General features: G+C 70.9%; 21 protein-coding genes and 1 tRNA gene. 12 read left to right on the forward strand and 10 right to left on the reverse strand.

All coding sequences use genetic code 11. The annotated features are described in order from the left end of the window. Positions 1-171: 171 nt before the first annotated feature. From MILUP08_RS07380 to MILUP08_RS07420, 9 genes are all read left to right on the forward strand, one after another. A complete protein-coding gene (locus tag MILUP08_RS07380) occupies positions 172-3,156 on the forward strand; it encodes a glycoside hydrolase family 3 protein (protein ID WP_007456208.1) in 2,985 nt (994 codons plus the stop codon). A gap of 396 nt (positions 3,157-3,552) precedes the next feature. Continuing rightward, the gene (locus MILUP08_RS07385; RefSeq protein WP_420329267.1) at positions 3,553-6,204 is read left to right on the forward strand and encodes an RICIN domain-containing protein; all 2,652 of its coding nucleotides are present in this window, start codon (positions 3,553-3,555) and stop codon (positions 6,202-6,204) included. Between the two features lie 118 nt (positions 6,205-6,322). Then, positions 6,323-6,619: a DUF6582 domain-containing protein gene (locus tag MILUP08_RS07390; protein ID WP_007456213.1), complete on the forward strand. Its 297-nt coding sequence runs from the start codon at positions 6,323-6,325 to the stop codon at positions 6,617-6,619. A gap of 68 nt (positions 6,620-6,687) precedes the next feature. Further along, positions 6,688-6,763, forward strand: a tRNA-Lys gene (locus MILUP08_RS07395). A 225-nt stretch (positions 6,764-6,988) separates the two neighbouring features. Then, the gene (locus MILUP08_RS07400) at positions 6,989-7,558 is read left to right on the forward strand and encodes a kinase (RefSeq protein ID WP_007456215.1); all 570 of its coding nucleotides are present in this window, start codon (positions 6,989-6,991) and stop codon (positions 7,556-7,558) included. Between the two features lie 196 nt (positions 7,559-7,754). Continuing rightward, positions 7,755-8,141 carry a hypothetical protein gene (locus MILUP08_RS07405; protein WP_007456216.1) on the forward strand — a complete coding sequence of 129 codons (387 nt, stop codon included), beginning with the start codon at positions 7,755-7,757 and terminating at the stop codon, positions 8,139-8,141. Positions 8,142-8,335: 194 nt separating this feature from the next. Then, the gene (locus MILUP08_RS07410) at positions 8,336-11,404 is read left to right on the forward strand and encodes a VWD domain-containing protein (RefSeq protein ID WP_007456217.1); all 3,069 of its coding nucleotides are present in this window, start codon (positions 8,336-8,338) and stop codon (positions 11,402-11,404) included. A gap of 194 nt (positions 11,405-11,598) precedes the next feature. Beyond that, positions 11,599-12,201 carry a hypothetical protein gene (locus MILUP08_RS07415; RefSeq protein WP_007456218.1) on the forward strand — a complete coding sequence of 201 codons (603 nt, stop codon included), beginning with the start codon at positions 11,599-11,601 and terminating at the stop codon, positions 12,199-12,201. 163 nt (positions 12,202-12,364) lie between these two features. Beyond that, on the forward strand, positions 12,365-13,597 hold the full coding sequence (locus MILUP08_RS07420; protein ID WP_007456219.1) for an FUSC family protein: 1,233 nt from the start codon (positions 12,365-12,367) through the stop codon (positions 13,595-13,597). 22 nt (positions 13,598-13,619) lie between these two features. Here the strand turns inward: MILUP08_RS07420 and MILUP08_RS07425 are convergent, their stop codons facing one another. Beyond that, positions 13,620-14,045 (reverse strand): VOC family protein, encoded by a 426-nt coding sequence (locus tag MILUP08_RS07425; protein ID WP_007456220.1) that lies wholly within the window; start codon positions 14,043-14,045, stop codon positions 13,620-13,622. 144 nt (positions 14,046-14,189) lie between these two features. Between MILUP08_RS07425 and MILUP08_RS07430 the strand changes: the two genes are divergently transcribed. Beyond that, positions 14,190-16,022, forward strand: coding sequence for a glycoside hydrolase family 15 protein (locus MILUP08_RS07430; RefSeq protein ID WP_007456221.1), 1,833 nt, complete (start codon positions 14,190-14,192; stop codon positions 16,020-16,022). Positions 16,023-16,039: 17 nt separating this feature from the next. Here the strand turns inward: MILUP08_RS07430 and MILUP08_RS07435 are convergent, their stop codons facing one another. Next, positions 16,040-16,852, reverse strand: coding sequence for a DUF72 domain-containing protein (locus tag MILUP08_RS07435; RefSeq protein ID WP_202805249.1), 813 nt, complete (start codon positions 16,850-16,852; stop codon positions 16,040-16,042). Between the two features lie 144 nt (positions 16,853-16,996). Between MILUP08_RS07435 and MILUP08_RS07440 the strand changes: the two genes are divergently transcribed. After that, complete coding sequence (locus tag MILUP08_RS07440) at positions 16,997-17,749, forward strand: Clp protease N-terminal domain-containing protein (protein ID WP_007456223.1); 753 nt, start codon at positions 16,997-16,999, stop codon at positions 17,747-17,749. 28 nt (positions 17,750-17,777) lie between these two features. On the opposite strand, the gene MILUP08_RS07445 is transcribed toward MILUP08_RS07440, so the two are convergent. The 4 genes from MILUP08_RS07445 to MILUP08_RS07460 all read right to left on the reverse strand — a co-directional run bounded on the left by MILUP08_RS07445 (position 17,778) and on the right by MILUP08_RS07460 (position 19,333). After that, positions 17,778-18,296, reverse strand: coding sequence for a hypothetical protein (locus tag MILUP08_RS07445; RefSeq protein WP_007456224.1), 519 nt, complete (start codon positions 18,294-18,296; stop codon positions 17,778-17,780). A 111-nt stretch (positions 18,297-18,407) separates the two neighbouring features. Beyond that, complete coding sequence (locus MILUP08_RS07450) at positions 18,408-18,827, reverse strand: PIN domain nuclease (RefSeq protein WP_039907424.1); 420 nt, start codon at positions 18,825-18,827, stop codon at positions 18,408-18,410. After that, positions 18,827-19,081 (reverse strand): type II toxin-antitoxin system VapB family antitoxin, encoded by a 255-nt coding sequence (locus MILUP08_RS07455; RefSeq protein ID WP_007456226.1) that lies wholly within the window; start codon positions 19,079-19,081, stop codon positions 18,827-18,829. Before MILUP08_RS07455 ends, MILUP08_RS07450 begins: the two co-directional genes overlap by 1 nt. 63 nt (positions 19,082-19,144) lie before the next feature. Beyond that, positions 19,145-19,333, reverse strand: a complete 189-nt coding sequence (locus MILUP08_RS07460; RefSeq protein ID WP_039907426.1) for a hypothetical protein — start codon at positions 19,331-19,333, stop codon at positions 19,145-19,147. Positions 19,334-19,537: 204 nt separating this feature from the next. On the opposite strand from MILUP08_RS07460, the gene MILUP08_RS07465 reads away from it, so the two are divergent. Next, on the forward strand, positions 19,538-20,200 hold the full coding sequence (locus MILUP08_RS07465) for a GNAT family N-acetyltransferase (RefSeq protein WP_007456231.1): 663 nt from the start codon (positions 19,538-19,540) through the stop codon (positions 20,198-20,200). Positions 20,201-20,441: 241 nt separating this feature from the next. Here MILUP08_RS07465 and MILUP08_RS07470 read toward each other — a convergent pair whose 3' ends face one another. The 4 genes from MILUP08_RS07470 to MILUP08_RS07485 form a co-directional block, all read right to left on the reverse strand. Further along, on the reverse strand, positions 20,442-21,140 hold the full coding sequence (locus tag MILUP08_RS07470) for a TetR family transcriptional regulator (protein ID WP_039905564.1): 699 nt from the start codon (positions 21,138-21,140) through the stop codon (positions 20,442-20,444). Further along, positions 21,103-21,597 (reverse strand): thiol-disulfide oxidoreductase DCC family protein, encoded by a 495-nt coding sequence (locus MILUP08_RS07475; RefSeq protein WP_007456236.1) that lies wholly within the window; start codon positions 21,595-21,597, stop codon positions 21,103-21,105. Before MILUP08_RS07475 ends, MILUP08_RS07470 begins: the two co-directional genes overlap by 38 nt. Then, entirely contained in the window at positions 21,594-22,121 is a 528-nt protein-coding gene (locus tag MILUP08_RS07480) for a hypothetical protein (protein ID WP_007456238.1), read from the reverse strand. The genes MILUP08_RS07475 and MILUP08_RS07480 overlap by 4 nt, the downstream gene beginning before the upstream one ends. Positions 22,122-22,282: 161 nt before the next feature. Further along, a complete protein-coding gene (locus tag MILUP08_RS07485; RefSeq protein WP_007456240.1) occupies positions 22,283-23,737 on the reverse strand; it encodes a glycoside hydrolase family 3 N-terminal domain-containing protein in 1,455 nt (484 codons plus the stop codon). Positions 23,738-23,885: the final 148 nt, after the last annotated feature.

A 23,885-nucleotide genomic window follows, 5' to 3' on the forward strand; every position in this document is an offset into this window, starting at 1 on the left:
GCGCACATCTATAGTTGCGCGGATCACCACATTCATGGCCGTGGTCAACGCGGCCGAATCGTCGAAGCGCTTCGACGATTCGTCGTTCAGGCCCGTCAGCCGGGTGTCGAGCCTGGCCACGCCGGTCTCGGCGCCCGTTGGGCGTCTGTCGTACGACATGAGGAGAACCGCATGCGGAACAGGCGCCTCCGGCGCGGAATCACCGCGCTCGCGCTCGCCCTGCTCGCCCTACCGGCCGTCCCCGGCACGGCGCACGCCGAACCCACCTACCCGTTCCGAGATCCACATCTGCCCGTGCAGGTCCGGGTCGACGACCTGCTCGGCCGGCTGACCCTGGACGAGAAGATCTCGTGGCTGCACCAGTACCAGCCCGCCGTTCCCCGGCTGGGCATCGGCCTGTTCAAGACCGGCACCGAGGCGCTGCACGGCGTCGCCTGGTCCACCGACATCGACAACGGCGGCGCGGTCGTGAAGGCGCGCGGCACGTCGTTCCCCCAGCCGGTGGGCATGGCGAGCACCTGGGACACCGACCTGATCCAGCGGGTCGGCTCCGCCGTGGGCGACGAGGCGCGCGGCTACCACGCGCAGAACCCCCGGGTCTGGGGTCTCAACCTCTGGGCGCCGGTGGTCAATCTGCTGCGCGACCCGCGCTGGGGCCGCAACGAGGAGGGCTACTCCGAGGACCCGCTGCTCACCGCGAAGATCTCCACCGCGTACGGCTCGGGCATGACCGGCGGAGACCCGGACCACCTGAAGAGCGCTCCGACCCTCAAGCACTACCTGGCCTACAACAACGAGGTCCGGCGCGACGTCACCTCGTCGAACGTACCGCCGAGGGTCTTGAACGAGTACGACCGCGCCGCCTTCAAGCCGGCCATCGCCGCCGACGCGGCGACCGGGGTGATGGCCTCGTACAACCTGGTCAACGGCCGTCCCGCCACTGTGGATCCGGACCTGGCCACTGTAGTGCGCGGCTGGACCGACCAGCCGTTGATGAACGTCACGGACGCCTGGGCGCCGAACAACCTCGTGGCCTCCCAGGGCTACTACGCCACCCAGCCCGAGGCGAACGCCGCGATCGTCAAGGCCGGCGTCAACAGCTTCATCACCGACGACACCAACGCGCAGCCGACAGTCACCGCCATCAAGCAGGCGCTGGCCACCGGTCTGCTCACCGAGGGCGACATCGACGCCCGGATCTCCGAGACCCTGAACGTCCGGTTCCGCCTCGGTGAGTTCGACCCGGGCGGCGGCCGCCACGGCGGCATCACCCCGGACGTCATCAACAGTGCCGAACACCAGCGGCTGGCCCGCCAGGCCGCCGGCGAGGCGATGGTGCTGCTGAAGAACTCCCGGCAGGCCCTTCCGCTCAACCCGGCCCGGACCCGCAAGGTGGCAGTGCTCGGCCCGCTGGCCGACACCCTCTACACCGACTGGTACGGCGGTGACCTGCCGTACGAGGTGACCGCCCTCGACGGCATCCGCGAGCGGTTGGGCGGCTCCGCGAGCGTCAGCGGGCTCGACGGGGCGGACCGGATCGCCCTGAAGGACCCGGCGACCGGCCGGTACGTCACGGCAAGCGGCACCACCGACGCCGACCCGGTCGCCGCGACCGGCGCCACCGCCTCGCTCGCCGCCCAGTTCGACGCGGTGGACTGGGGCCAGGGTGTGGTGACGCTGCGCAACGCCGCCAACGGCCGTTACCTCGGCTACAACTGGGGGCCCTTCATCACCCGCGACGAGCAGCCGAACGGCTGGTACGTCCAGCAGCAGTTCACGCTGGAGCCGCAGGCCGACGGCACTGTCGCGCTGCGCTACACCGGCTACGAGACGACGGAGAGCTGGTTCGGCGTCAACAAATACGTCACGGTCGGCGACGGCGGTGCCCTCACGCTCGGCGCGTCCACCGCGGCGGACGCGACGCACTTCGCGCGTGAGGTGATCAGCAGCGGAGTCGACCGGGCCGTCGCGGCGGCCAAGGCGGCCGACACCGCCGTCCTGGTCGTCGGCAGCAACCCGTTCATCAACGGGCGCGAGGCGCACGACCGGACCTCGACGGCGTTGAGTGCCGGCCAGGAAGCGCTGGTCAAGGCCGTGACCAAGGCCAACCCGCACACCGTGCTGGTGCTGCAGACCAGCTACCCGGTCACCATCGGGTGGGAGCAGGAGCACGTCCCGGCCATCGTCTGGACCACCCACGCCGGCGCCGAGACCGGGCACGCCGTCTCCGACGTCCTGTTCGGCGACCGCAACCCGTCGGGCAAGCTCACCCAGACCTGGTACCGCTCGGACCGGCAACTACCGCCGGACCTGCTGGAGTACGACATCATCTCGTCCGGGCAGACCTACCTCTACAGCACCGCGAAGCCGCTCTATCCGTTCGGCCACGGGCTGTCGTACACCCGGTTCCGGTATGGCCAGCCCCGCGCGGACGCCCGCGCGGTCGCGGCCGACGGCACCGTCACGGTAAGCGTCGACGTGACAAACACCGGCAGCCGGGCCGGGTCCGAGGTCGTCCAGCTCTACACCCACCAGCGCACCTCGCGGGTGAAGACCCCGATCCGGGCGCTGAAGGCGTTCCAGCGGGTGCAGCTCGCACCCGGGCAGACCCGGGCGGTGACGCTCCGCCTGCCCGTCGCCGACCTGGCGAACTGGGACGTCACCCGCAGCCGGTGGGTGGTCGAGTCGTCCACGTACGACCTGCTGGTCGGCGCGAACGCGGAGGACATCCGGGCCCGGACGGCGGTCGCGGTGCGCGGCGAGACGATCCCGGCCCGGGACCTCTCGCGGATCACCCGGGCCGAGAACTTCGACGGGTACGCGGGCGTCCGGCTCGTCGACGAGACGAAGGTGCGGGATACGGCCGTCGGCGCCACCGCCGCCGGCCAGTGGATCTCCTTCGCCGGTTCCGCCCTGCGCCCCGGCACCCACACGTTCACGGCGAGGGTCGCCAGGGCGACGGTGGGCACCGGCACGATCCAGGTCCGGCTGGGCTCGCCCACCGGCCGGCTGCTGGGCACGGCCACCGTCCCCAGCACCGGCGACGACTACCGGTACGTGAGCGTCAGCGCCGAGGTGGCCCGAGCCGCCGGCACCCACGACGTGTACCTGGTGTTCGACTCCGCGCTGCGGTTGGCGGACTTCTCCCTCAGGTGACGGCTCGGCTCGGGTCGGGGTGCCGTTCGGCCCCGGCCCGAGCCGGTCTCGACCGTGCTGCCCCGCCGAAAGCGTGGGGATGAATTCATCGGATGATCCGATGCGGGGCCGTAGTCCAGACGGCCGTTCCGCCCCGTTTAGATGGCATTTACGCATAGACGGGTTACGATCTCGTATTGCAGTCGTCACACGTGTGACTTACGCTCCGGGAGAGAGCGCGTAGCGATTGGCAAAGAGTGCGGCCGGGCGGCAGGTGCCCCCGCCGGTCCTAAGTGGCGTCGCTGTTTCCTGCTCGTCGCTCGATACACGCATCAGGCACCGCATCGACGACCAGGAGAGGAACAGCACGTGAGATCAGCCGCATCCATCACCCGAACGGCACTGCTCGCGGCGGCGATGCTCGTCGCCGCCACGCTGCCGGCCGTGCTGACGCAGCAACTGCCGGCCATGGCCGCCGCCCAGGCCACCTACTACGTCGCCCCGGACGGGAACGACGCCAATCCCGGGACGCTCGAAGCTCCGTTCAAGAGTCTGCAACGCGCGCGGGACGTCGTCCGTACGGTCAACACGAACATGACCGGCGACATCAACGTGTTTCTGCGTGGTGGCACCTACCCGGTGAGCAGCACAGTCGAGTTCGGGTCGAGTGACTCCGGCACCAACGGCTTCCGGGTCGTCTACGCCGCCTACCCCAGCGAGACGCCGGTCCTCGACGGTGGCGTCCCGGTGACCGGCTGGAGCCAGCACAGCGGCAACATCTGGAAGGCGCCGCTGGACCGCAGCACCAAGCTGCGGACGCTCTACGTCAACGACAAGCGGGCGCAGATGGCGTCGAAGACGATCAGCTCGGGAGGGTGCTACGGCACCTACACCATCACGGCCGGTCAGGCCGCCTGGGCGTGGGAGTCGGGGTCGCAGTGCGACGGCGCCAAATACAGCCTGAACGACTTCCCCGCCATCGCCCGCAACCAGGACGACCTGGAGATCGAGACGGGGACGACCTGGACCACGGCCATCGTGGGGGTCCGTCAGGTGACCACGAGTTCCGACGGCGCGAACCGGGTCGCCCTCTTCCAGCAGCCGGGCGCGGCCATCGCCCAGGGCTCGTTCAACGGCAACGCCCAGGTCGGCGGCACCCACAAGCTCATGAACGCGTACGAGTTCCTGGACGCGCCCGGCGAGTTCTACTTCGACAAGAGCGCCCGTACGGTCTACTACTACAAGGCCAGCTCCGAGGACATGTCGACCGCGTCGGTCTTCGCGCCGAACAACGTCACCACGGTGCTGCGGGTCGCCGGCACCTCGACGAGCAGCCACGCGCGCAACATCACGTTCTCCGGCCTGACGGTGGAGCACTCCGACTGGAACCTGTTCAACGTCGCCGGCTCGTCCTTCAAGCAGGCGCAGCAGGGCAACCTCGGCGCCCAGGTGTACGCGAAGGGCAACTTCCACGTCTACTACTACCGCAACGTGGACGTCACTCCCGGCATCGTCCAGGTGCAGAACGCCGACGGGATCCTCCTGCAACGCAACCGGATCCAGCACACCGGCGCCGACGGGATCAGCATGGTCAACGACGTGCAGAGCACGCAGTTGATCGGGAACTACACCAACGACATCGCCGGGTCCGCCATCAACGTCGGCCATCCCCAGCACGTCTACATCGGAGACGGCACGTCGACCAACCGGGAGAAGTACTCCCCGCAGGTCGAGGGGCTGCCGAAGAACATCGACATCAAGAACAACTACATCTACGACAGCGCGGTCCTGTTCAACGGGCACAGCCCCATCTCGGCGTACTTCGTCGACACCCTCACCATCCAGCACAACCGGATCGAGAAGTCCTCCTGGTCCGGCATCACGATGGGCTGGGGCTGGTGGAACTTCGACGGGTCATCGGGCTCGATCGTGCCCAACCGGCCGACCACGACGGCGCGTAACAACACCATCAGCTACAACCACATCATCGACACGGTCCAGCGCCTCAGCGACACGGCGCCCATCTACACGCTGGGCAGTCAGCCCGGGACCACGATCACCAACAATTATCTCCAGGGCGTGCCCTCGGGCCACAAGTACGGGCTCCACCCGGACGAGGGGTCGGCGTTCATCACCTTCCGGGACAACGTTCTGAGCATCGACAAGAACGTCACCTGGATGATCAACTCCGACGACTTCGGCCGGAAGCACGATCTGAGCATCACGCAGATCTACGGCCCGATCAACAAGGTCTCGAACAAGAACCTGCCGAACAGCACTGTCGCCGACATCCTCGTCTCCTCCGACTACGTCTGGCCGGCGGCGGCCTACAACATCGCGGCGAACTCCGGCCTGGAGGACGCCTACCGGGACATCATCCCGGCGAGCAGGTTCTCCGCGCCGAACTACGTGCTGCCGGCCAGCACGTTCGTCACCAGCGCCACGGCGACGATCCCGATCCGCAGCACCGGCGACGCCACCAAGTCGGTCTGGCTGGCGCCGTCCGGCACGACCACCTTCACCGCCGGGGCGACGATGACCAGGGCGGCAGGCACCGCCACGTCCATCGCCGTGCCGGCGACTCAGGGCGAGTACCGGCTCTTCGTCGTCGACGCACAGGGCAACCGGTCGGCCGAGTCGACCTCGATCGTCCGGCAGCAGAGCGGCGGCGGCACCCCGCAGGGCGGGCAGCTCGTGGGCGGCCAGTCCGGCCGCTGCGTGGAGGTCCCCAACTCCTCCACCACCAACGGCACCCAGGTGCAGCTCTGGGACTGCGGCAGCGGCACGAACCAGCGGTGGACCTCCACCGCCACCAAGCAACTGACGGTGTACGGCAACAAGTGCCTGGACGCCTCCGGGTCGGGTACGGCCAACGGCACCCAGGTCATCATCTGGGACTGCCACGGCGGGCTCAACCAGCAGTGGAACATCAACTCCAACGGCACCATCACGAACGGCCAGTCCGGGCTCTGCCTCGATGCCAACGGCGCTGCCAACGCCAACGGCACGAAGATCATCCTCTGGGCGTGCAACGGTGGCGCGAACCAGCGGTGGAGCCTGCGTAGCTGACCGACCGAGCACACCGGGGCCGGGCCGATCTCGGCCCGGCCCCGGGCCGTTCCCGTCGTCGCCCACACCCCGTCGATGCCGCATGTGCCACCGGACAACAAGTGGGTAATGGTGGGTGATGAAGACAACCTGGAAGCCGCACGAGAAGCACGGCGGCCTGTCGGAGAAGGACAAGCGCGAGTTGCCGGAGAGCGTTTTCGCGTTCCCCGACGAGCGCAAGGAGCCGATGACCGACGCGAGCCACGTCCGTAACGCCATCGCCCGCTTCGACCAGGTGCAGGGTGTCACCGACAAGGACCGTGACCTGGCCTTTCAGAACATCCTCGCCGCCGCCAAGCACTACGGCGTCGACGTCGCCGAGACGAACTGGCGTCAGCTCGGCAAGCTGCCGCACACGCCCAACCCGGCGCACTGAACCCGGGTGCGGGACGGGTCCGAAAGCAGGATCGGCGACGTGTTAACGTCTCTTCCCGTTGCCGGCGAGCGCCGCTAGCTCAACTGGCAGAGCAGCGGACTCTTAATCCGCGGGTTCGGGGTTCGAGTCCCTGGCGGCGCACCAAGATCAAGGCCCTGACCTGGTGGTTCACACCGGGTCAGGGCCTTTTTCGTATGTGGCGGTGGCGGGTGGTCGCTCGGCGGGCTCGGTAGCCGTTGGACGGGTGAAGCCTGCGAGGTCACGTGCGGCGATGGCGATGGACCAGCCATCGGGCGGATCGCACTGCGGTCGTGCGGCCTCGCCACCCTCGACCTGGCCATCCGTAACGAGTGAATCCGAGGAGAAGTCGTGCTCGCTGAACCCACTGGCAGCCCGGACACGATCCTCGTCTGCATCCGGGGCAACTCCGGCTCGGGCAAGAGCAGCATCGCCCGTGAGCTACGACGTCGGCACGGCCGGGGCTGTGCCCTGGTCGAGCAGGACTACCTGCGCCGCATCCTGCTGCGCGAACGGGACAAGCCCGGCGGCGCCGCGCCGGCGTTGATCGCGCAGACCGTTCGGTTCGCCCTCGACCACGGCTATCACGTCGTGCTGGAGGGCATCATGCACAGCAGCCGCTATCGGGGCATGGTGACCTCTCTGCGGGACCACCACCCCGGCCGGTCTCTGTTCTGCTATCTCGACGTGTCCCTGGCCGAGACCCTGCGTCGGCATCTCACGCGCCCGCAGGTCGGTGAGTTCACCGGCGAGCAGATGAGCGGCTGGTACGCCGCCCATGACCTCCTGGGCTGGCCCGACGAACTCGTCCTCCCCGAGACCACGACCCTGGACGGGGCCGTCGAGGCCATCGCCGCTGCCGCCGGGCTACCCCAGACCGGACGCGACGACGACCTGCTCCCGAACGTTTCGTCCCCGTAGAGCAGCCGAGTCGCCTACCGATATCGCCGGATCAGGCCGTAGCGGGCCGACGTGCTCGTACCCGTGCCGTCAGGTGATCGGTCAACGCGGGGCCGAGGCCGTCGCGGCCAGCCGGGACGAACGCCACCGTCGACGCCACCACCTGTGGCAGCATCGACGGTGCTGAGTGAGAGTGGACCGTTCGACGGGAGTGCGCATGGCGTTGGGCCCCGTACTGGTGATCGGTCTTGATCCGGTGCGGATCCCGGGCTGGGACCCGGCGCCGGTCGTGGCGGCGATAGCACGCGGTCAGGCCCGTTTCGCGGAGCACGGCGTCGAGGCCGATCTGTGTTTGGTCGTGCCCGACGACGACGCCGAAGCCGCAGTCGTCGAGGCGTTGACCCGCAGGGACTACGCCTGCGTGGTGGTCGGTGGCGGCATCCGCAAGCACGAGCCGCTGCTGCCGCTCTTCGAGAGGATGGTCAACCTCGTCCGGCGGTACGCGCCCGACGCGGCGATCGCCTTCAACAGCACCCCGGAGGACACTCTCGACGCCGCGCTGCGGTGGCTGCCCCGCGACACGGGCGATCACCGCACCCCTTGACGACGCCTCGCCGGGGCTCGATGTCAGTACACCAAGAGCATGTCGCCGCCGAGGCGGGAACGACGGAACGCCCGCGGTCGTCGACGCGTACCTGATGATCGAGCGGGGTGAGCCGCGCGGTCGACGAAGCAGGTTGCGACCGGTGCCCGACAGTGCGCGGGAACACGGGCGGCCCAGCCCTACAGTCAGCCTCCATGAGGCTCATGGCGCGACTCGCGGCCGGGGCCGTCGTACTGCTGGCGGTACTGGTGGCCGGGCAGGGCACGGCGGCCGCGGACGGTGGTCTGGGGCTCGGGCTGCGCGCGGAGCGACAGTCGTATCGGGTCGGTGAGCCGGTTCGACTGGACCTCACGGTCACCAACTCGACAGACGCGGCCTGCGCGCTGGCGACCGAGGCCACCGGGACGGTCCAGGTGACCGGGGTACGCCGGGACGGGCGGGACCTGGCCCCGGTGCTCGGCCGCAGCTTCTACGCCGACGGGGTGGCCGCCGTCGCCACCGCCGGCCTCGCCACTGTCGAGCCCGGTGCGACAGTGACCGTGCCGTTGACAGCTGTCCGGGTGCACGACGGCGACGACGCCGGAGACGTGGTGCTGCGTTCGGTGGCCGCGACGCCCGACGGCGGTGGACTGGACACGCTCTGGCCGATCGGGGCGGCCGGCCGGTACGAGGTGACCGCCGGATACGTGACGTTGCCGTTGGGCGCTGCCGCGAACTCCTGCGCGGGCGTCACCGCGGTGCGGACCGCCACCTTCGTCGTCGATGACGGTGGTTCGGGCGTACCCCGATGGGCCTGGCTTCTCGGCGGTGCCGCGCTGGTGGGGCTGCTGCTCGTGGTCGCGACAGTGATCCTGCGGGTCCGCCGCCGGTCCCCGGCGGGCGCCGCCGCCCTGCTGCTTGTCGTCGTCGGTGGGTTCGTGGTCACGGCGGCGCCGCCCGCGCGGGCGAATTACACGGTCGACCCGAACTCCGGCGCGCCCGTCGCCGGCGTCGACTTCCAGGCGGCGGTCGACGGCTGTCTGCAGGGGTTTGCGGCGACCGGCGGCGATCCGGCGGGGATCCTGCCCCGACTGAAGGATCCGAAGTCGCCCAGGGTGCGGATCATCCCCACCCGAGGCGGCTCGGGTGCCTTCGAGACCCCGGAGAGCGCGGACGGCAAGGGTTCCTCCACTGTCACCTGGAACCCGACCTCCACCGACCCGTACGGCGACGGGGTGGTCCGCGACCCCTGCGCGGCGCTCTACCACGAGCTGAACCACGCCGACGACATCTCCCGCAGCGCCGTCCCACCGGGCGAGTGCGGCGCCACCGGGATCAAGACCGCCGAGGTGAAGGCGACGCTCGCGGAGAACCGCTACCGCGCCGCGAAGGGACTGCCGCCGCGCACCGAGTACGACGGCAAGCCGTTGCCGAAGAACCTCGACGAGTGCAAGAAGCCGGCGAAGAAGAAGCCGCCGGCGAAGGGGCCGACGAAGCTCTGCGAGGAGGGTGCTGCCTGCGCGAGCACCAACGGCGACCCGCACCTGGTCACCTTCGACCGGGTCTACTACGACTTCCAGGCCGTCGGCGAGTTCGTGCTCGTGGCCGCGACCGGCGGCGATCCGCTTGAGGTACAGGTCCGGCAGGCGCCGATGGCCGGCACCCGGACCGCCTCGGTCAACAGCGCCGTCGCCTTCCGGGTCGGCGGGCGCCGGGTCAGCCTCGCCCTCACCACCGGCGAAACCCGGGTGTACGTCGACGGCGCGGCGGTCGCCGTACCGCCCGACCGGATCGACCTCGGCGGTGGCGGCGCTCTGGTCCGCCGGCCCTCCGACACCGGTCCGGCGGGCGGTTACGACCTGCGCTGGCCGGACGGCTCGGCGGCGGCCGTGGACCAGATCGGCCACTACGGTTACCGGCTGCTGGTGAAACTGGACGGGAGTCGGGCGGGGAAGGTGCGCGGCCTGCTCGGCGACTTCGACGGCGACCCGAGCGACGACATCGCCGCCGCCTCCGGGCCGGCGCTGCCGCAGCCGGTGCCCTTCGAGAAGCTCTACCCGGCGTACGCGGACGGTTGGCGGGTCACCCAGGAGCGCTCACTGCTGCCCTACGAGGCCGACCAGAACACCGGCACCTTCACCGACCGTGGCTTTCCGGAGCGGCCGATGACGACGGCCGACCTCGACCCGGGTCGCCGGGCGGCGGCGGAGGAACTGTGCCGCTGGGCCGGTGTCACCGCCCCGGCCGCGTTCGCCGACTGCGTCTTCGACGTCGGAGTCAGCGGCCGACCCGAGTTCGCCGTCGGCGGCGCGGCCACCGAGCGGGTCGCGCCATCGCCGGCCACGCCGATCACCGCCACGCCGGTCGCCACCGCCGCCCTCACCCCGGGTGGCGACCGGCTGAGTTTCCCGGCCCGCGCCGGGGACGCCGTCTTCGTCGACGTCGTCGCCCCCGGCATGGCGGATCGCTGCTCGGCGTACCGGCTGCTCGACCCGGCGGGCCGGGAGGTGAGCAGTGGCTGCAACATCAACGGGTCCGGCTACGTCGACCGCGTGGACCTGACCGCCGCCGGCGACTACGCGGTCGAGGTCACCGCCGCGGCGGGTGACACCGGCCGCGCCACCGTACGGGTCTACGTCGCCTCGGATACCGCCGGCACTGTCGAGTCGAACGGACCGGCAGTCTCCGCGGTTGTCGCGCAGCCGGGTGCGCAGGCCCGCTACCGGTTCACGGGCCGGGCCGGCGAGCGGGTCTTCGTGGAGGTGCCGGCGAGCACCCTGAGCGACCAGTGCTCGCCGCTGCGCATCGAGGACGCCGACGGGCACCTGCTGAACACCGGCTGTGTCGTCAACGGCGTCGGCGAGGTCGACGGCACGGTGCTGCCCGCCGACGGCACGTACACGGTGGTGGTCGACCCGGTGGACCGCACCACAGGTGAGGTCGCGCTGCGGATCTTCGCCGGTCGGGACGGCAGCGGCACGCTCACCGTGGACGGGCCGGCGGTGCTGGCTGTCGTGGAACGGCCGGGTGCGGTGCTCAGTTACCGGTTCACCGGCTCGGCGGGAACCTCGGTGGGCCTGACGGCGAGCGCCGCCACCCTGCCCGACCAGTGCGGTGTACTGGAGTTGCGCGGCCCCGACGGCATCCTGCTGGCCAGCGGCTGCGTCATCAACGGCGCCGGCGCTGTCGACGCGACAGCGCTGCCGGCCACCGGCACGTACACGGTGGTCGTGAACCCGTCGGGCACCGCGACCGGGCAGGTCAGCGTCACCCTGCACCGTTGAGCCCGAGGATCGACGTGGTGACGGCAATGGACCGGCCGTCCGTTGTCCTCCGCGTGGACAGGGCCTGACGAGCCGAGGCCGACGATGCTCCCTCGGGGGGTGGAACCGGCTCGCGCGGCGGGGGGAGGTCGTGGCTCGCGCGAGCCGGCAACGTGGATCCCGACAGCGACGACAGTCGCCACGAGGGAGGACCGATGAGGAACACGTTCCGAGGACTGGGCACGGCGGCGATCATGGTCGGCGTGACGCTGGTCGCCGTGCCGGGCGCCAACGCCACACCACAGGGGCCGAGGGTCGCCAGCGTCGGCGGGTCGGGCGAGGTCAGGTTGACGTACTCGCCGGACAACGACGTACGCAGCTTCACCTTCGACGCGCGAGCGACCCCGTACACCCGGGCACTGCCCGGCGCGCCGCACGGCCTGCCCACCGACGCGACCGGCACGGTCCGCGTCGCCCACCGGCTCGCGGCGAACGGTCTCACCGTCCGCTTCGCGGCCCGCGTCGACTGCCTGGTCACGGCCGAGCGGACCGCGACCCTCACCGCAGTGGTCACCGAGGCCGACACGCCGGCGGCCGACCTGGTCGGCAGGCGCCTGGGCTTCAGCGTGTACGACGGGCCGGGCGGCGATCGGGTCGGTTTCTCCTGGTCGGTGGTCAACGCCGATCAGGGGCCCGACGGTCAGTGGCGCGAGGGGACGGTCGGAACCTGCCTGGCGCCGGCGGCGTTCGCCCCGGTGACCAGGGGCGGCTGGACCGTTCGGCACGCCGAACTGCTGCCGCCGCCACCGGACAAGTAGGCCACCAACGGCGGGCGACCGGCGCTCGATCGCCCGTACCGGACGTCGCGTGTCCGGGGCCGCTGGGACAGCGCGACGTCCGGTAACCCGTGGCGGTTCAGGTGTCGAATCGCGGCGCGTTCGCTCTCGACGCGTCCGAGGCCGCCGGATAGGTCCACGTCTGGTGGGTAAGCGACGCGACGTGCCCGCCCACCAGGAGTCGGAGGCCGACGGCGACCCGGCGCCGCACCGACGGCTCGGGGCTCGCCGGCTGGTCGGCGGTCTGCGGGAGCGGGCACGCGAGGGGCTGCGCTCGCGCACCTGGCGGCTACGTCTGTACGGCCTGCTCGCGGTGCAGGCCGGCATCGCGGCGACGATCGCCTGGTTCGTGGGGTACCGGTTCCTGCACAACCCGTCCCCGGTCCTCGCGCCCACCACCGCCGTCGGCATCGTGGCCGCCTCGATGGGGTCACGCCTGCGGCGCACCGTCGAGCTGCTGGTCGGGGTGATCCTCGGGTTGGCCGTCGGCGACACGCTCATGCCGTTCTTCGGTATCGGGGCCTGGCAGACCGGCGTGGTCGTCGTGCTGGCGATCGTCCTCGCCGTCCTGTTCAAGGGTGGTGGTTCGCTGCTCACCCAGGCCGGTGGCACCGCGGTGCTCATCGCCACCCTGGAGCCACCCGTCCGCGATCTGTCAGTTCCCCGCTTCGTCGACGCGGCCGTCGGCGGACTGGTCGGGCTGGGTGTCGGTCTGCTTCTGGTGCCCATCCACCCGCAGCGGACGCTGCTGCGGCTGGCCGAGCCCGTCGTCGGGCCGGCGGCCACGACCATCCACGAGCTGGCGGCGGCGCTGCGAGTGCGTGACCTCGCCGACGCCGAGCGGAGCCTGCGCGGATTGCGGGAGCTCGGCCCCCAGTTGACGGCGCTGAAGGAGGGGCTCGGTGCCGCCCAGGAGGTGGGGCGGCTCGCGCCCCTGCGCTGGCGGGAGCGCGACTCCCTGGCCTTCCACACGGCGTCGATCCAGCATCTGGACCGTAGCCTGCACAGCTGCCGCTCCCTGTCCCGACGGCTCACGACGGCGCTCAAGGACGAGGAACCCATCCCCGAGGAGTTTCCCGCGGCCATCGACCTGCTGGCCTGCGCCCTGCTGACCCTGCGCTGGACGATCCAGGCCGGTGCGGAGCCGCGGGAGGCCCGCGAGCAGATCCTGGTGGGCGTCGAAATGATCGGACGGGCGCAGGGGGAGGCCGTGGGGGACCCCACCCGCCCGCACGTCCACCGTCTGGGTTATTCCGGGCTGATCGCCGCGGGCGAGTTTCGCATGGCCGCCCACGACCTGCTCATCGCCAGCGGACTGGACGCCGAGAGGGCGGCCGTGCTCGTGCGGAGGGCGGTGGACGGGCACCGGCGGAACTGAGGGAAAGACTCGACACGCCAGGTCAGGCCGGCCTGAGGGACGCGACGATGTCGAGGTAGTGCGGGTTGGTCATGACGCCCAGCACGTTGCCGAAGGGGTCCACCACGGACGCGGTCACGAACCCCTCGTCCCCGTGCGGTGTGATCGGCTGGTACTCCGTGGCGCCCAGGGCCAGGAGCCGTGCCACGGTGGCATCGAGGTCGTCGACGTGCCAGTGCATGACGGCGCCGCCCGGCCCGGTCGCCGCGCCGGGTGGCGCGTACCGGCGGTCGATGATGCCCAGCTCCCCCTGGTAGTCGCCCACGCGGAACTCCGTGTAGGCCGGACGTCCGTCGGGGCCGGGCCGCGAGAAGTACGCCTCCTGGCCCAGGAACCGGGCGTACCACTCGGTGGCCGCCGCCACGTCGTCCGCCCAGATGTTCAGCGTGGCGAATCCGCGCAGGCTCATCCGGTGTCCTCTCGTCGATGTCGTCCGGTGGTCACGCTATCGGCGGTCACCGACACGTTCGTCCCACACGGAGATGACGGACCGTGTAGTGCGCGGTATCCCGGGTAGTCGCCGCCGTCAGCCCGACGAGCGGCGGGAGCCCACGTGGAGACGACGTACCCCGCAGTGGAGGAGCACGGCCTGATCGGCGACCTGCAGACCGCCGCGCTGATCAGCAAGGACGGCACGATCGACTGGTTTTGCGCGCCCCGCTTCGACTCGCCGAGCGTCTTCGCCGCCCTGCTGGACCGTCGCCGGGGCGGGCACTTCCAGCTCTCGCCGGACGGCGTCGAGTACACGAGCAAACAGCTCTACCTGCCGGGTACGCCGATCCTGATCACCCGCTTCCACAGCGCCGACGGCGTGGGGGAGCTGGTGGACTTCATGCCCGTCACCGGTGAGCAGGCCACCGACCAGCACCGGTTGATCCGGCTGGTCCGGATGGTCCGGGGGAGCATGCGCTTCCGCTTCGACTGCCGGCCACGTTTCAACTACGGGCGGGATCCGTACGAGCTCGAGGTCCATCCGGAGGGTGACGTCTTCCGCAGCTCGACCCTCTCCCTCACCCTGACCCCCTTCAAGAACGCGGAGCGGTTGGTCGACACCGGGGCGATCCGTCGGGACGCGGAGGGCGTCTGTGTCCGCTACGAGCTGCACGCCGGCGACATCGGCGGGGTCGTCCTGGAGACGGCCTGCCCGCACGCGCCCCGGGCGCTCAGCATCGAGCAGGCCTGTGAACTGCTCGCCGAGACCCGTGACCACTGGCGTCGGTGGATCGGCCGCTCCACCTACACCGGCCGCTGGCGGGAGATGGTCGAACGGTCCGCGATGACGCTCAAGCTCATGACGTACGCCCCGACGGGGGCTCTGGTCGCGGCGCCGACGGCCGGGTTGCCGGAGCAGATCGGCGGGCCGCGGAACTGGGACTACCGCTACACGTGGATCCGGGACGCCTCGTTCTCGGTGCACGCGCTGCTCCGCCTCGGCTTCACCGACGAGGCGCAGAAGTACCTTCGCTGGCTCGACGCGCGTATCCGGGACGCCCGCGACGGCGACGTGCCCCTGCAGATCATGTACCGCATCGACGGCTCACCGGACCTTCCCGAGGAGGTGCTGGGCCACCTGGAGGGGTATCGCGGGTCGGCGCCGGTGCGGATCGGGAACGGCGCGGCGGGCCAACTGCAGCTCGACATCTACGGCGAGGCGCTCCTGGCTCTGGATCTCGCCAGCCGAAACGGGCTTTTCGTCTCGTACGAGGCGTGGCGAAAGACGGCGGCGCTGATGGACTGGCTCTGCGACCACTGGAACCAGCCCGAGGACGGCATCTGGGAAACCCGGTCCGGCCGGCAGGACTTCACCTACGGGCGGTTGATGGCCTGGGTGGCGTTGGACCGTGCCATCCGTCTCGCGAAGCGCCATGGACGCCCCGGCGACACGGCCCGCTGGACCAGCGAGCGCAACGCCGTCTACGAGCAGGTCATGACACGTGGATTCCATCCCGGACGTGGCGCGTTCGTGCAGCACTACGGCAGCGACATCCTGGACGCCTCGCTGCTCGCGATGCCTGGGCTCGGCTTCATCTCGCCGACCGATCCGATGTGGCAGTCGACGCTGCACGCGATGGACGGCGACCTGGTCTCCGACAGCCTCGTCTACCGCTACGACCCGAAGGCCTCGCCGGACGGGCTCGCCGGCTCCGAGGGCACCTTCAGCATGTGCACCTTCTGGTACGTCCAGGCCCTCGCCCAGTCCGGCCGGCTCGACGACGCCCGGCTGACCTTCGAGAAGATGCTCACGTACAGCACGCCGCTGGGGCTCTACTCGGAGGAGATCTCTCCCAACGGTGAGCAGATCGGCAACTTCCCGCAGGCTTTCAGTCACCTCTCGCTGATCAGCACGGCCGATCACCTCAACGACCTCCTCGACCGCGAGCGGTGACCGAGGGGCGTACCCGCTCAGAAGAGGGTGAGGGGTTCGACAGGGATCGGTTCGGGCAGGGCGTCGAGGCCGGGCACGCGTGCGCGTACCTCGTCGTGGAAGCGGCGGGCGAGCTGCGGCGCGTCGGCGTTGTCCGGTGTGTGGACGAACACGGTGGGGGAGCGACCCTCGCGCAGCCAGTCGGCGGTGATCTCGACCCAGCGTCGCCACCCCTGGACGGTTCGGGCGCTGTCGTCGCGGCCCAGGTAGCGGACGATCGGGCGGTCGGTGAGTGCGACCGACCGCAGCGGCAGCCGCGGCTTCTTGGTCCACGCGTCGCGTTCCGCGTCGCTCGTCGGCGGAGTGGTGAAGAACGCCGTGGTGTCGAAGGGAATCCACTCGGCCGAGGCCGCGGTGAGGGTCTCCTCGAGCAGTCGGATCGCGCGGGGTTCGGTGAAGAACGCCTGGTGGCGGACCTCCACGGCGTACCGGTGGGAGTGGGGGAGCTGGCCGAGGAACCGGCCGAGGGTGGGCACGTCGGCAGGCGAGAACGACCCCGGCAGCTGGATCCAGAGAGCGTGGGCGCGTGGACCGAGGGGCTCGATCGCGTCCAGGAAGGCGCGCAGCGGGTCGGTGACGTCGGTGAGCCGGCGTTCGTGCGTGACCACCTTGGGAAGTTTGAGGACGAACCGGAAGCTCGGATCGGTCTGCGCCGCCCAGGACGCCACGGTGTCCCGGGCCGGCGTGGCGTAGAACGTGGTGTTGCCCTCGACGGCGTCGCACCAGCTCGCGTAGTGCCGCAGGCGTTCCTGCGGCGTACGTGGCTGCGGCCACGACCGGTGGGTCCACATCGCGCACCCCACGTGCAGCCGCATTGACCGCGCCCCTCCTCCGGTGACAACGCGCCCACCGTAATACGCGCGGCCGGGTCGTCGCCCGTGCACGGGCGTCAACCGAGGGTTGACGACGCGCGATCGTCAACTTATGGTTGACGCATGACCGAGCCTTTCCAGATGAACAACCAAGTCAAGCTCGACGACCTGATCCAGGCGATCAAGAAGGCGCACACCGACGCGCTCGACCAGCTCACCGACGCGGTGATCGCCGCCGACCACCTCGGTGAGGTCGCCGACCACCTGATCGGGCACTTCGTCGACCAGGCCCGGCGCTCGGGCGCCTCGTGGACCGACATCGGCCGCAGCATGGGGGTCAGCAAGCAGGCCGCGCAGAAGCGCTTCGTGGCGAAGGGCTCCACCGAGGCCGCGGCGCTCGATCCCAACGCCGGCTTCGGCCGGTTCACCCCCCGGGCCCGCAACGTGGTGATGGCCTCGCAGGAGGAGGCCCGCGCCGCCCGGAACGCCGAGATCGGCCCCGAGCACCTCGTGCTGGGGCTGCTCGCCGAGCCCGACGGGCTGGCCGCCAGGGTGATGGCCGGCCGGGGCGCGACCCCCGAGGCGGTCCGCGAGGCCGTCGGCGCCGCCCTTCCGCCCGGGGTCGACGAGGTCCCCGACCTCATCCCCTACAACGCGCCCGGCAAGAAGGCGCTGGAGCTGACCTTCCGGGAGGCGCTGCGTCTCGGGCACAACTACATCGGCACCGAGCATCTCCTGCTCGCCCTGCTGGAGTTGGAGGACGGCGGGGGTGTGCTCACCGAGCTGGGCCTGACCAAGGAGGCCGTCGAGGCCGATCTGGCCGCAGCCCTCGCCGCCGTCGTCAAGGCATCGGCCTCCGGGAACGACGCTTCCTAGCGCCGGTCCCGGACGGCCGCTGGCTCGCTCAGGAGGCGTCGGGGAAGCCGTACCGCAGGGCGTGTTCCGGATCGGTCGGATCGATCTGGCGCACGCCCGCGTCGGCGAGACGCTTGTTGACCTCGTCGAGCTGCTCGCGGACCAGTCGGGCCTCCTCCTCGGTGACCCGGCCCCGGTGCGGCTTCCCGGCGTGCTCCAACGTGCCGTAGTCGATCTTCTCGGTGCTCTTGCGGGCCTTGGGCGGGCGGACCCGCTCGGCCGTCCTCAGCAGTTGTGCCATCGGAACGTCGGTGGCCATCGCGTCGAACTCGCTGGCGGTGAGGACCACCCGCCGGGGCTCGCCGCCGCCGTGCCGGTCGTGGATCTCCACCACCGCCACGTCCAGCGCGGCGTCGTCGATGCTCTCCACCTCACCCGGGGTGGCGTCGAGCTGCACGGGCCCGGCGACCAGGTCCGGGTGCTCCAGGACGACGACACGAACCACCTCGTCGTCCTGTTGCAGAACGGTGCCGGTGAAGTCGGAGACGTGGATCGTCTTCTTGCCCATGCGCGGAGCTTCTCCTGTCGTAGGCCGGGGTGCCGGACCTGGAAGAAATTACCCGACAGGTGTGCGAATGCCGCCGCTGGTCCTCCTGCGGTGTGTCGCCCCGGGCTGACATCAGAGAGTTCCCTTCGGTGCCACCCACTCGGTGGGTTGGCCGGTGACGGCGCTGATCCGGTCGTAGTCGGCGTCGTAGTGCAACACGGTCACGCCGTGCTCCTCGGCGGTCGCGGCGATGATGAGATCGGGCAGCCGGAAGTTGCGATGCTGGCTGTCGGCGGCCAACATGCGGTGAACCGCCAAGGCGCGGTCCATCGCTGCTGCCGTCACGTCCAGCCATCGATGGCCGCGCAACGCCTGCCAGAGGATCTCGTACCCCTTGGGGTGGGGTGCGTTGTTGAGGAACTCCAGGCTGGTCATCTGGCAGGCGGCCAGCCGCCCCTCGGTCAGCAGCGATTCGAAGCGCCGCCGGACCGTCGCGTGGCGGCCCTGCAGCACGTAGACCGACGTGTCCGCGAGGTAGATCTGGCCAGCCATCATGCTGCCTCGGCGTCGCGCGCCTGCTCGGCAAGCCGGTCCAGATCGCGTCCGCCACCGTAGCGCCAGGCATCGGCAGACCCGGCGAAGTCCATCTCCACCTGGTCGAACGCGGCGACGATCTCGCGGGCCTGCCGTCGGACGGCGAAGGCGTGCAGTGCCGCATTGATGGTGGCAACCTTGGTGTCGGTGCCGAGCACCTCCCGTGCGGCGTCCAGCCAGTCGTCGTTCACGTCCACGGTGATGCGGGTCATGCCGCGAAAGATACACCACCTCAGGTGCTTCGAGGGCACCAATTGACGGCGAAGGTTGGTGCGTCAGCGCGTGTTGAGGCCGTGCCGACTGGAGCTGCCGGCCGGCAGCTTGTTCAGCTTCGCCCAGGACAGCTCCCCTGTCGTGCGGGTCACCCGGTAGCGCGGCTGGGCCGGAAAGGGTCCGGTGGCCTCCGCTGCTCGCCAGAGTCGCGTGGGTTCCTGGTGGAAGCGGTCGTTCGGCTGAATCGGCATGACCATACCGTCCCAAAGAAAGGTGTCCATGTATGGAAATACCTATGACGGTCGATCTCGCCACCCGGTTCCCGGATCCCGGGCAGCATTCCGGCGCCTCGGCGCAGTCGTGACCCCGGGCCACCCGGCCCCGGCAAGAAGGCCCGCCCGGTCGGGCCGCCCGGCGTACGGTGATCCACGACGTGTGGGTGACGGGAGGTACGCATGCTCGACCGGCGGCTGCAACTGCACCTGGCCTCCTGGCTCGGCCAGTGGCCGGCCGGTCCGGGGCTGCACGTGGTCGCCTCGCATCGCCGGGTCAGGCCGGCCTGGGACGGTCGGTTGCGTCCGGCCCTGGCCGTCGACACCGGTAGGAGCGCGGTGCTGTCCGTCGCGCCCGACCGGGTGGCCGCGATCCGGGCGTTGGCCCGGCGCGCACCGGAGCGCATGCTCGCGGCACTGCCGCAGGCCGTCGGACTGCCCACCTTCTGCGTCCACGACGGCTCGTTCCGCTGGAGTCTCTCTCCCGCGCCGCTGCCCGACGTGGGGGAGTGGATCGCGTCGACAGCCCCCGGCCTGCCGCCCTGGCTGCGGTTGTTCGACCGGCCGGTGCTCGTGGTCCGCGACTCCGACGGCGCGTACCTGGCCGGCGCCGGGATAAAACGCCACGACGCGTTCGGGCACGAACTGGCCGTCGGCACCGCACCGGCGGCCCGGGGTCGGGGCCTCGCGCGCCGGCTGGTGGCGCAGGCGGCACGGCGGGTCCTGGACGAGGGCGCGGTGCCGACGTACCTGCACGAGAGGGACAATCACGCCTCGGCCCGGGTCGCGGAGGCGGCGGGCTTCCCGGACCGGGGTTGGCGGGCGTACGGGGTCTATCCGCGGTGAGACGGGGGAGCCGTCGGGCGCCGGTCTCAGTGCGCGGACCGTGGATCCCGGGCCGGATCCACGGTCCGCAACCCGCCCCCAGGTCCCGGTTCTCGGGCGGTCGGCCGCGTCGCTGACGGGCCGATCCGATGTCGATCACGCTACGTATCGAAGCTGCCTGGTGCAAGATGCGAGCTGTCGGATCGGAGTGTCGAATAACGGACTTGACCTGCGGCGGAGTCGGCTGGCGGCGCTGAACCGGTCAGTGACGCAGCGTGCGGATGAGGTCGAGCACCTGTCGGGTCACCGGGCGGAGCACTCGCAGCCGCGACAGCGCGACCAGCCGGTCGACAAGCGGCACCACGCCGTCGATCAACTGCCGGGTCTTGGCCTGGCCGGGCGACCGGTCGTGCACCCAGTAGAGGACGACACCCATGTACGCCAGCCAGAGCAACTCGGGCAGCTGAGGACGCAGCTCCGCGTCGACCTTGGCGGTCGAGCCGGTCAGCACCTCGGCGAACAGATCGATCGCCGCCTGCCGGGGGCCTGACGACTCGGCGGAGAAGGGGCTGAGCGGAGAGGTCGGCTCGGCCGCGGTCTTGAAGAACGTCGCCGCGAAGTCGTGCGACGGGGTCAGGACGTCGATGCCGGCGTGCAGCACCCCGGCCAGCCGCGCGGCGAACGCCTCCTCCCGGTCGAGCACCGGTTGGGCAGCCGCCCGGATCTCGACCTGGGACTGGGCGTAGAACTCCTGGATCAGGTGGTCCTTCGAGCCGAAGTAGTAGTAGGCGTTGCCCACCGCGACGCCGGCTTCCTGCGCGATCGCCCGCATCGTGGTCTGGGCGTAGCCGCGCTCGCGGAACAGCCGCATGGCGGTGTCCCGGATCAACAGTCGGGTCTGCTCGCCCCGGGGGGTCGCAGGTTCACCCGCAGTGGTCGTCGGCGCAGGTTGCTCGGTCATCGAGGTCACGGTATCCCGCCGGATCGTCGGTCGGCTCGGCCCACGGATCGCGGACCCGCTCCCGGATCGCGGAGGCCGTCGCCACCACCTGCCGGGCCAGCGGCAACAGGTGCGGCCGGGACAGCCGTTCGGCCGCCGACCGGTGGTCGGCCAACGCCCAGAGGCACGCGAACCAGGCGCCGTCGCCCGCGTACACCTCGCCGGTGTCGGCGACGACGGTCAGGTCACGCAGCGTCGCGTCGTGGTCCAGGCCGGGGAAGCGCCGCCGGGCCTCGGTCGAGCCCGCCGGCACGAACTCCAGGGGTACGAGCTGGGCGCGGGACGAGAGCCACCGGCGGGCGGCGCGGCAGAGCGGGCAGTTCGCGTCGAACAGGACGGTGAACCCCCGTACCCCACCGCCGGAGTCAGCGGTGGGATCCGGGACCTGGCCGACACCGTGGGCCGGCGGCACGGTCATCGGGTCGGTGGGTTGTTCGCCGGCCCGGTGCCCTGCTGCGGTGCCGTCGGCTGCGGTCCGGCCGGGTATCCGCCCGCCGGGTGTGGTCCGGCCGGGTACGCGCCGACCGGCTGCGGTCCGGGCGGGGTGGACGGCATGGGGAGTCGGCCGATCGGAGCGATCGGGGGGTGGGTGGCGAGCTGGCGGAGACGGTTGCGGCGGTAGCGGCCCAGCGCGAAGACGTTGAAGAAGTGCAGCGCGCCGAGCACGAGGAGCACGAGACCGATCTTGAGGGACAGCTCCTCCATGGCCTGGCTCGTGGTGAGCACCGGGTCGGGGTGCTTCATGGCCACCGTGACGTAGCCGAGGTTGAGCAGGTAGAAGCCGACCACCAGGAGGCTGTTGACGGCTCGGGCGAGTCGTTCGTCGGCGAACACCTCCTCCAGGAAGACCTGCCCGTTGCGGGACAGCGCCCGTGCCACCCAGATGGTCAGGCCGACGCTGACCGCGAGGTAGATCACGTACATCCAGACCTTGATGTCCATGGGGACGCCTTCCTTGAACGTGTTCAACTACCGACGACGTCAGCCTAGGGTGATTGTTGAACATGTTCAAGAAGGGGCGACGAGTGACTGTGGACACTGTTGCGCGGCGCGGGAGGCGCCGTCCGGTCGAGCCTTGGAGCCCGCCCGGACGGCGCCCAGCCTCAGTGCGCCAGGCCGAGCACCTCGGCCGCCGCGCGGCCGTTGGCGTGGCTCGCGCCGTACGTCGTGACGAAGGCGCGTACGCCCGCGGGGCGCCACTGTGCCGGCCAGCCCATCTCCACCACCGTCACCGGATGCGCCGCGGCCAGGGCGGCGATCAGCTCCGGGCCGCCGGGCAGCCGGTGCAGGTGCCGTCCGACCAGCACGATGGGACGGTCGCCGGCCAAGCCGCGCAGCGTGGCCGGATCGGTCTCGGTGGCGATCACCCGGATCTCCGGCACGCCGTCCAGGTGGGGGCCGAGACCCCACGGAACCCGTCCCTCGGCGATCGTGGACTCGGTGTGCAACTGCACCACCAGCGGCTGGTTCAGGCCGGTGAGCAGGCCGTCCACCCGGACCGCGCGGCGCGCTGCGGCGTACCCCAGCTCGTGGTCCTCGGTGGTGGGTGACCCGCCGGCGGCCCGGGTCCAGGCGGCGAGCGCGGCGGCGCGGCCGGCCGCCTCCTCGACCCGGGCGATCGGCAGCCGGCCGTCGGCGGTCGCCTCGACGATCTCGGTGGCCACCCGCTCGACGAGCGCGGCGTCGACTTTCGCGCCGACGCAGAGCAGGTCGGCGCCGGCCGACAGGGCCCGGACCGCGGCCGGCCCGACACCCCCGGCGGCCACCGCGGCGCCCTTCATCTCCAGCGCGTCGGTGATCACCGTGCCGGTGAAGCCGTACTCGGTGCGCAGCAGGTCGACCAGGACGGCCCGGCTGAAGGTGGCCGGATCGTCGCCGGTCAGCGCCGGCACCCGGATGTGCGCGGTCATCACGGCACGCGCCCCGGCGGCGACGACCGCGGCGAACGGCGGCAGGTCCCGCTGGCGCAGCAGCTCCAGCGGGACATCCACAGTGGGCAGTTCGTGGTGGGAGTCGGTGACTGTGGCGCCGTGGCCGGGGAAGTGCTTGGCGCAGGCCGCGACACCGGCGGACTGCAGGCCGCTCACGGCGGCGGCCGAGTGGGCGGCCACCCGGACCGGGTCGGCGCCGAACGAGCGGGTGCCGATCACGGGGTTGTCGTCGGCGGTGTTCACGTCGACGGTGGGGGCGAGGTTGACGGTGATGCCGAGCGCGGCCAGCTCGGCGCCGATCGCCCGGTAGACCCGTCGGGTGAGCGCCACGTCGTCGATCGCGCCGAGGGCGGCGTTGCCGGGGTACGGGCTGCCGGTGGCGTGCGCCAGCCGGGTCACGTCGCCACCCTCCTCGTCGATGGCGATCAGCACGTCCGCCCGGCCGGCGCGCAGCGCGGCGGTGCTCGCCGCCACCTGGGCGGGGTCGTGCACGTTCGTGCCGAACAGGGTGTGCCCGGCCAGCCCGTCGGCCACCAGATCGACCGCCCAGTCCGGCGGAACCGGCCCCGGATACGCGGCGAGCAACGTGCCCAGCGCGAGCCGACGCAGTCCTGGATCGAGTCCCACGTGATCTCCCCCTTCGGTCCTCCCGGGTACGAACGTCGTACCCGCGGTGGTCGTCGCCCTGCCGGGTCGGCCGAGCACTCTGCCTCCGGGTGGCCGTTACGCTACGGCTACCCGTTCGCAGGTCGGTTTACAGTTAGCAAGGTTTACT

Origin of the sequence: Micromonospora lupini str. Lupac 08, assembly GCF_000297395.2 — a bacterium.
GTDB lineage: Bacteria > Actinomycetota > Actinomycetes > Mycobacteriales > Micromonosporaceae > Micromonospora > Micromonospora lupini.

Excerpts from the sequence above, each read along its gene's own strand:
- MILUP08_RS07380 (WP_007456208.1), top strand. The coding sequence starts at position 172 with ATGCGGAACAGGCGCCTCCGGCGCGGAATCACCGCGCTCGCGCTCGCC.
- MILUP08_RS07385 (WP_420329267.1), top strand. The coding sequence starts at position 3,553 with ATGCTCGTCGCCGCCACGCTGCCGGCCGTGCTGACGCAGCAACTGCCG.
- MILUP08_RS07390 (WP_007456213.1), top strand. The coding sequence starts at position 6,323 with ATGAAGACAACCTGGAAGCCGCACGAGAAGCACGGCGGCCTGTCGGAG.
- MILUP08_RS07405 (WP_007456216.1), top strand. The coding sequence starts at position 7,755 with ATGGCGTTGGGCCCCGTACTGGTGATCGGTCTTGATCCGGTGCGGATC.
- MILUP08_RS07410 (WP_007456217.1), top strand. The coding sequence starts at position 8,336 with ATGAGGCTCATGGCGCGACTCGCGGCCGGGGCCGTCGTACTGCTGGCG.
- MILUP08_RS07415 (WP_007456218.1), top strand. The coding sequence starts at position 11,599 with ATGAGGAACACGTTCCGAGGACTGGGCACGGCGGCGATCATGGTCGGC.
- MILUP08_RS07425 (WP_007456220.1), bottom strand. The coding sequence starts at position 14,045 with ATGAGCCTGCGCGGATTCGCCACGCTGAACATCTGGGCGGACGACGTG.
- MILUP08_RS07435 (WP_202805249.1), bottom strand. The coding sequence starts at position 16,852 with ATGTGGACCCACCGGTCGTGGCCGCAGCCACGTACGCCGCAGGAACGC.
- MILUP08_RS07440 (WP_007456223.1), top strand. The coding sequence starts at position 16,997 with ATGACCGAGCCTTTCCAGATGAACAACCAAGTCAAGCTCGACGACCTG.
- MILUP08_RS07445 (WP_007456224.1), bottom strand. The coding sequence starts at position 18,296 with ATGGGCAAGAAGACGATCCACGTCTCCGACTTCACCGGCACCGTTCTG.
- MILUP08_RS07450 (WP_039907424.1), bottom strand. The coding sequence starts at position 18,827 with ATGGCTGGCCAGATCTACCTCGCGGACACGTCGGTCTACGTGCTGCAG.
- MILUP08_RS07455 (WP_007456226.1), bottom strand. The coding sequence starts at position 19,081 with ATGACCCGCATCACCGTGGACGTGAACGACGACTGGCTGGACGCCGCA.
- MILUP08_RS07460 (WP_039907426.1), bottom strand. The coding sequence starts at position 19,333 with ATGCCGATTCAGCCGAACGACCGCTTCCACCAGGAACCCACGCGACTC.
- MILUP08_RS07465 (WP_007456231.1), top strand. The coding sequence starts at position 19,538 with ATGCTCGACCGGCGGCTGCAACTGCACCTGGCCTCCTGGCTCGGCCAG.
- MILUP08_RS07470 (WP_039905564.1), bottom strand. The coding sequence starts at position 21,140 with ATGACCGAGCAACCTGCGCCGACGACCACTGCGGGTGAACCTGCGACC.
- MILUP08_RS07475 (WP_007456236.1), bottom strand. The coding sequence starts at position 21,597 with ATGACCGTGCCGCCGGCCCACGGTGTCGGCCAGGTCCCGGATCCCACC.
- MILUP08_RS07480 (WP_007456238.1), bottom strand. The coding sequence starts at position 22,121 with ATGGACATCAAGGTCTGGATGTACGTGATCTACCTCGCGGTCAGCGTC.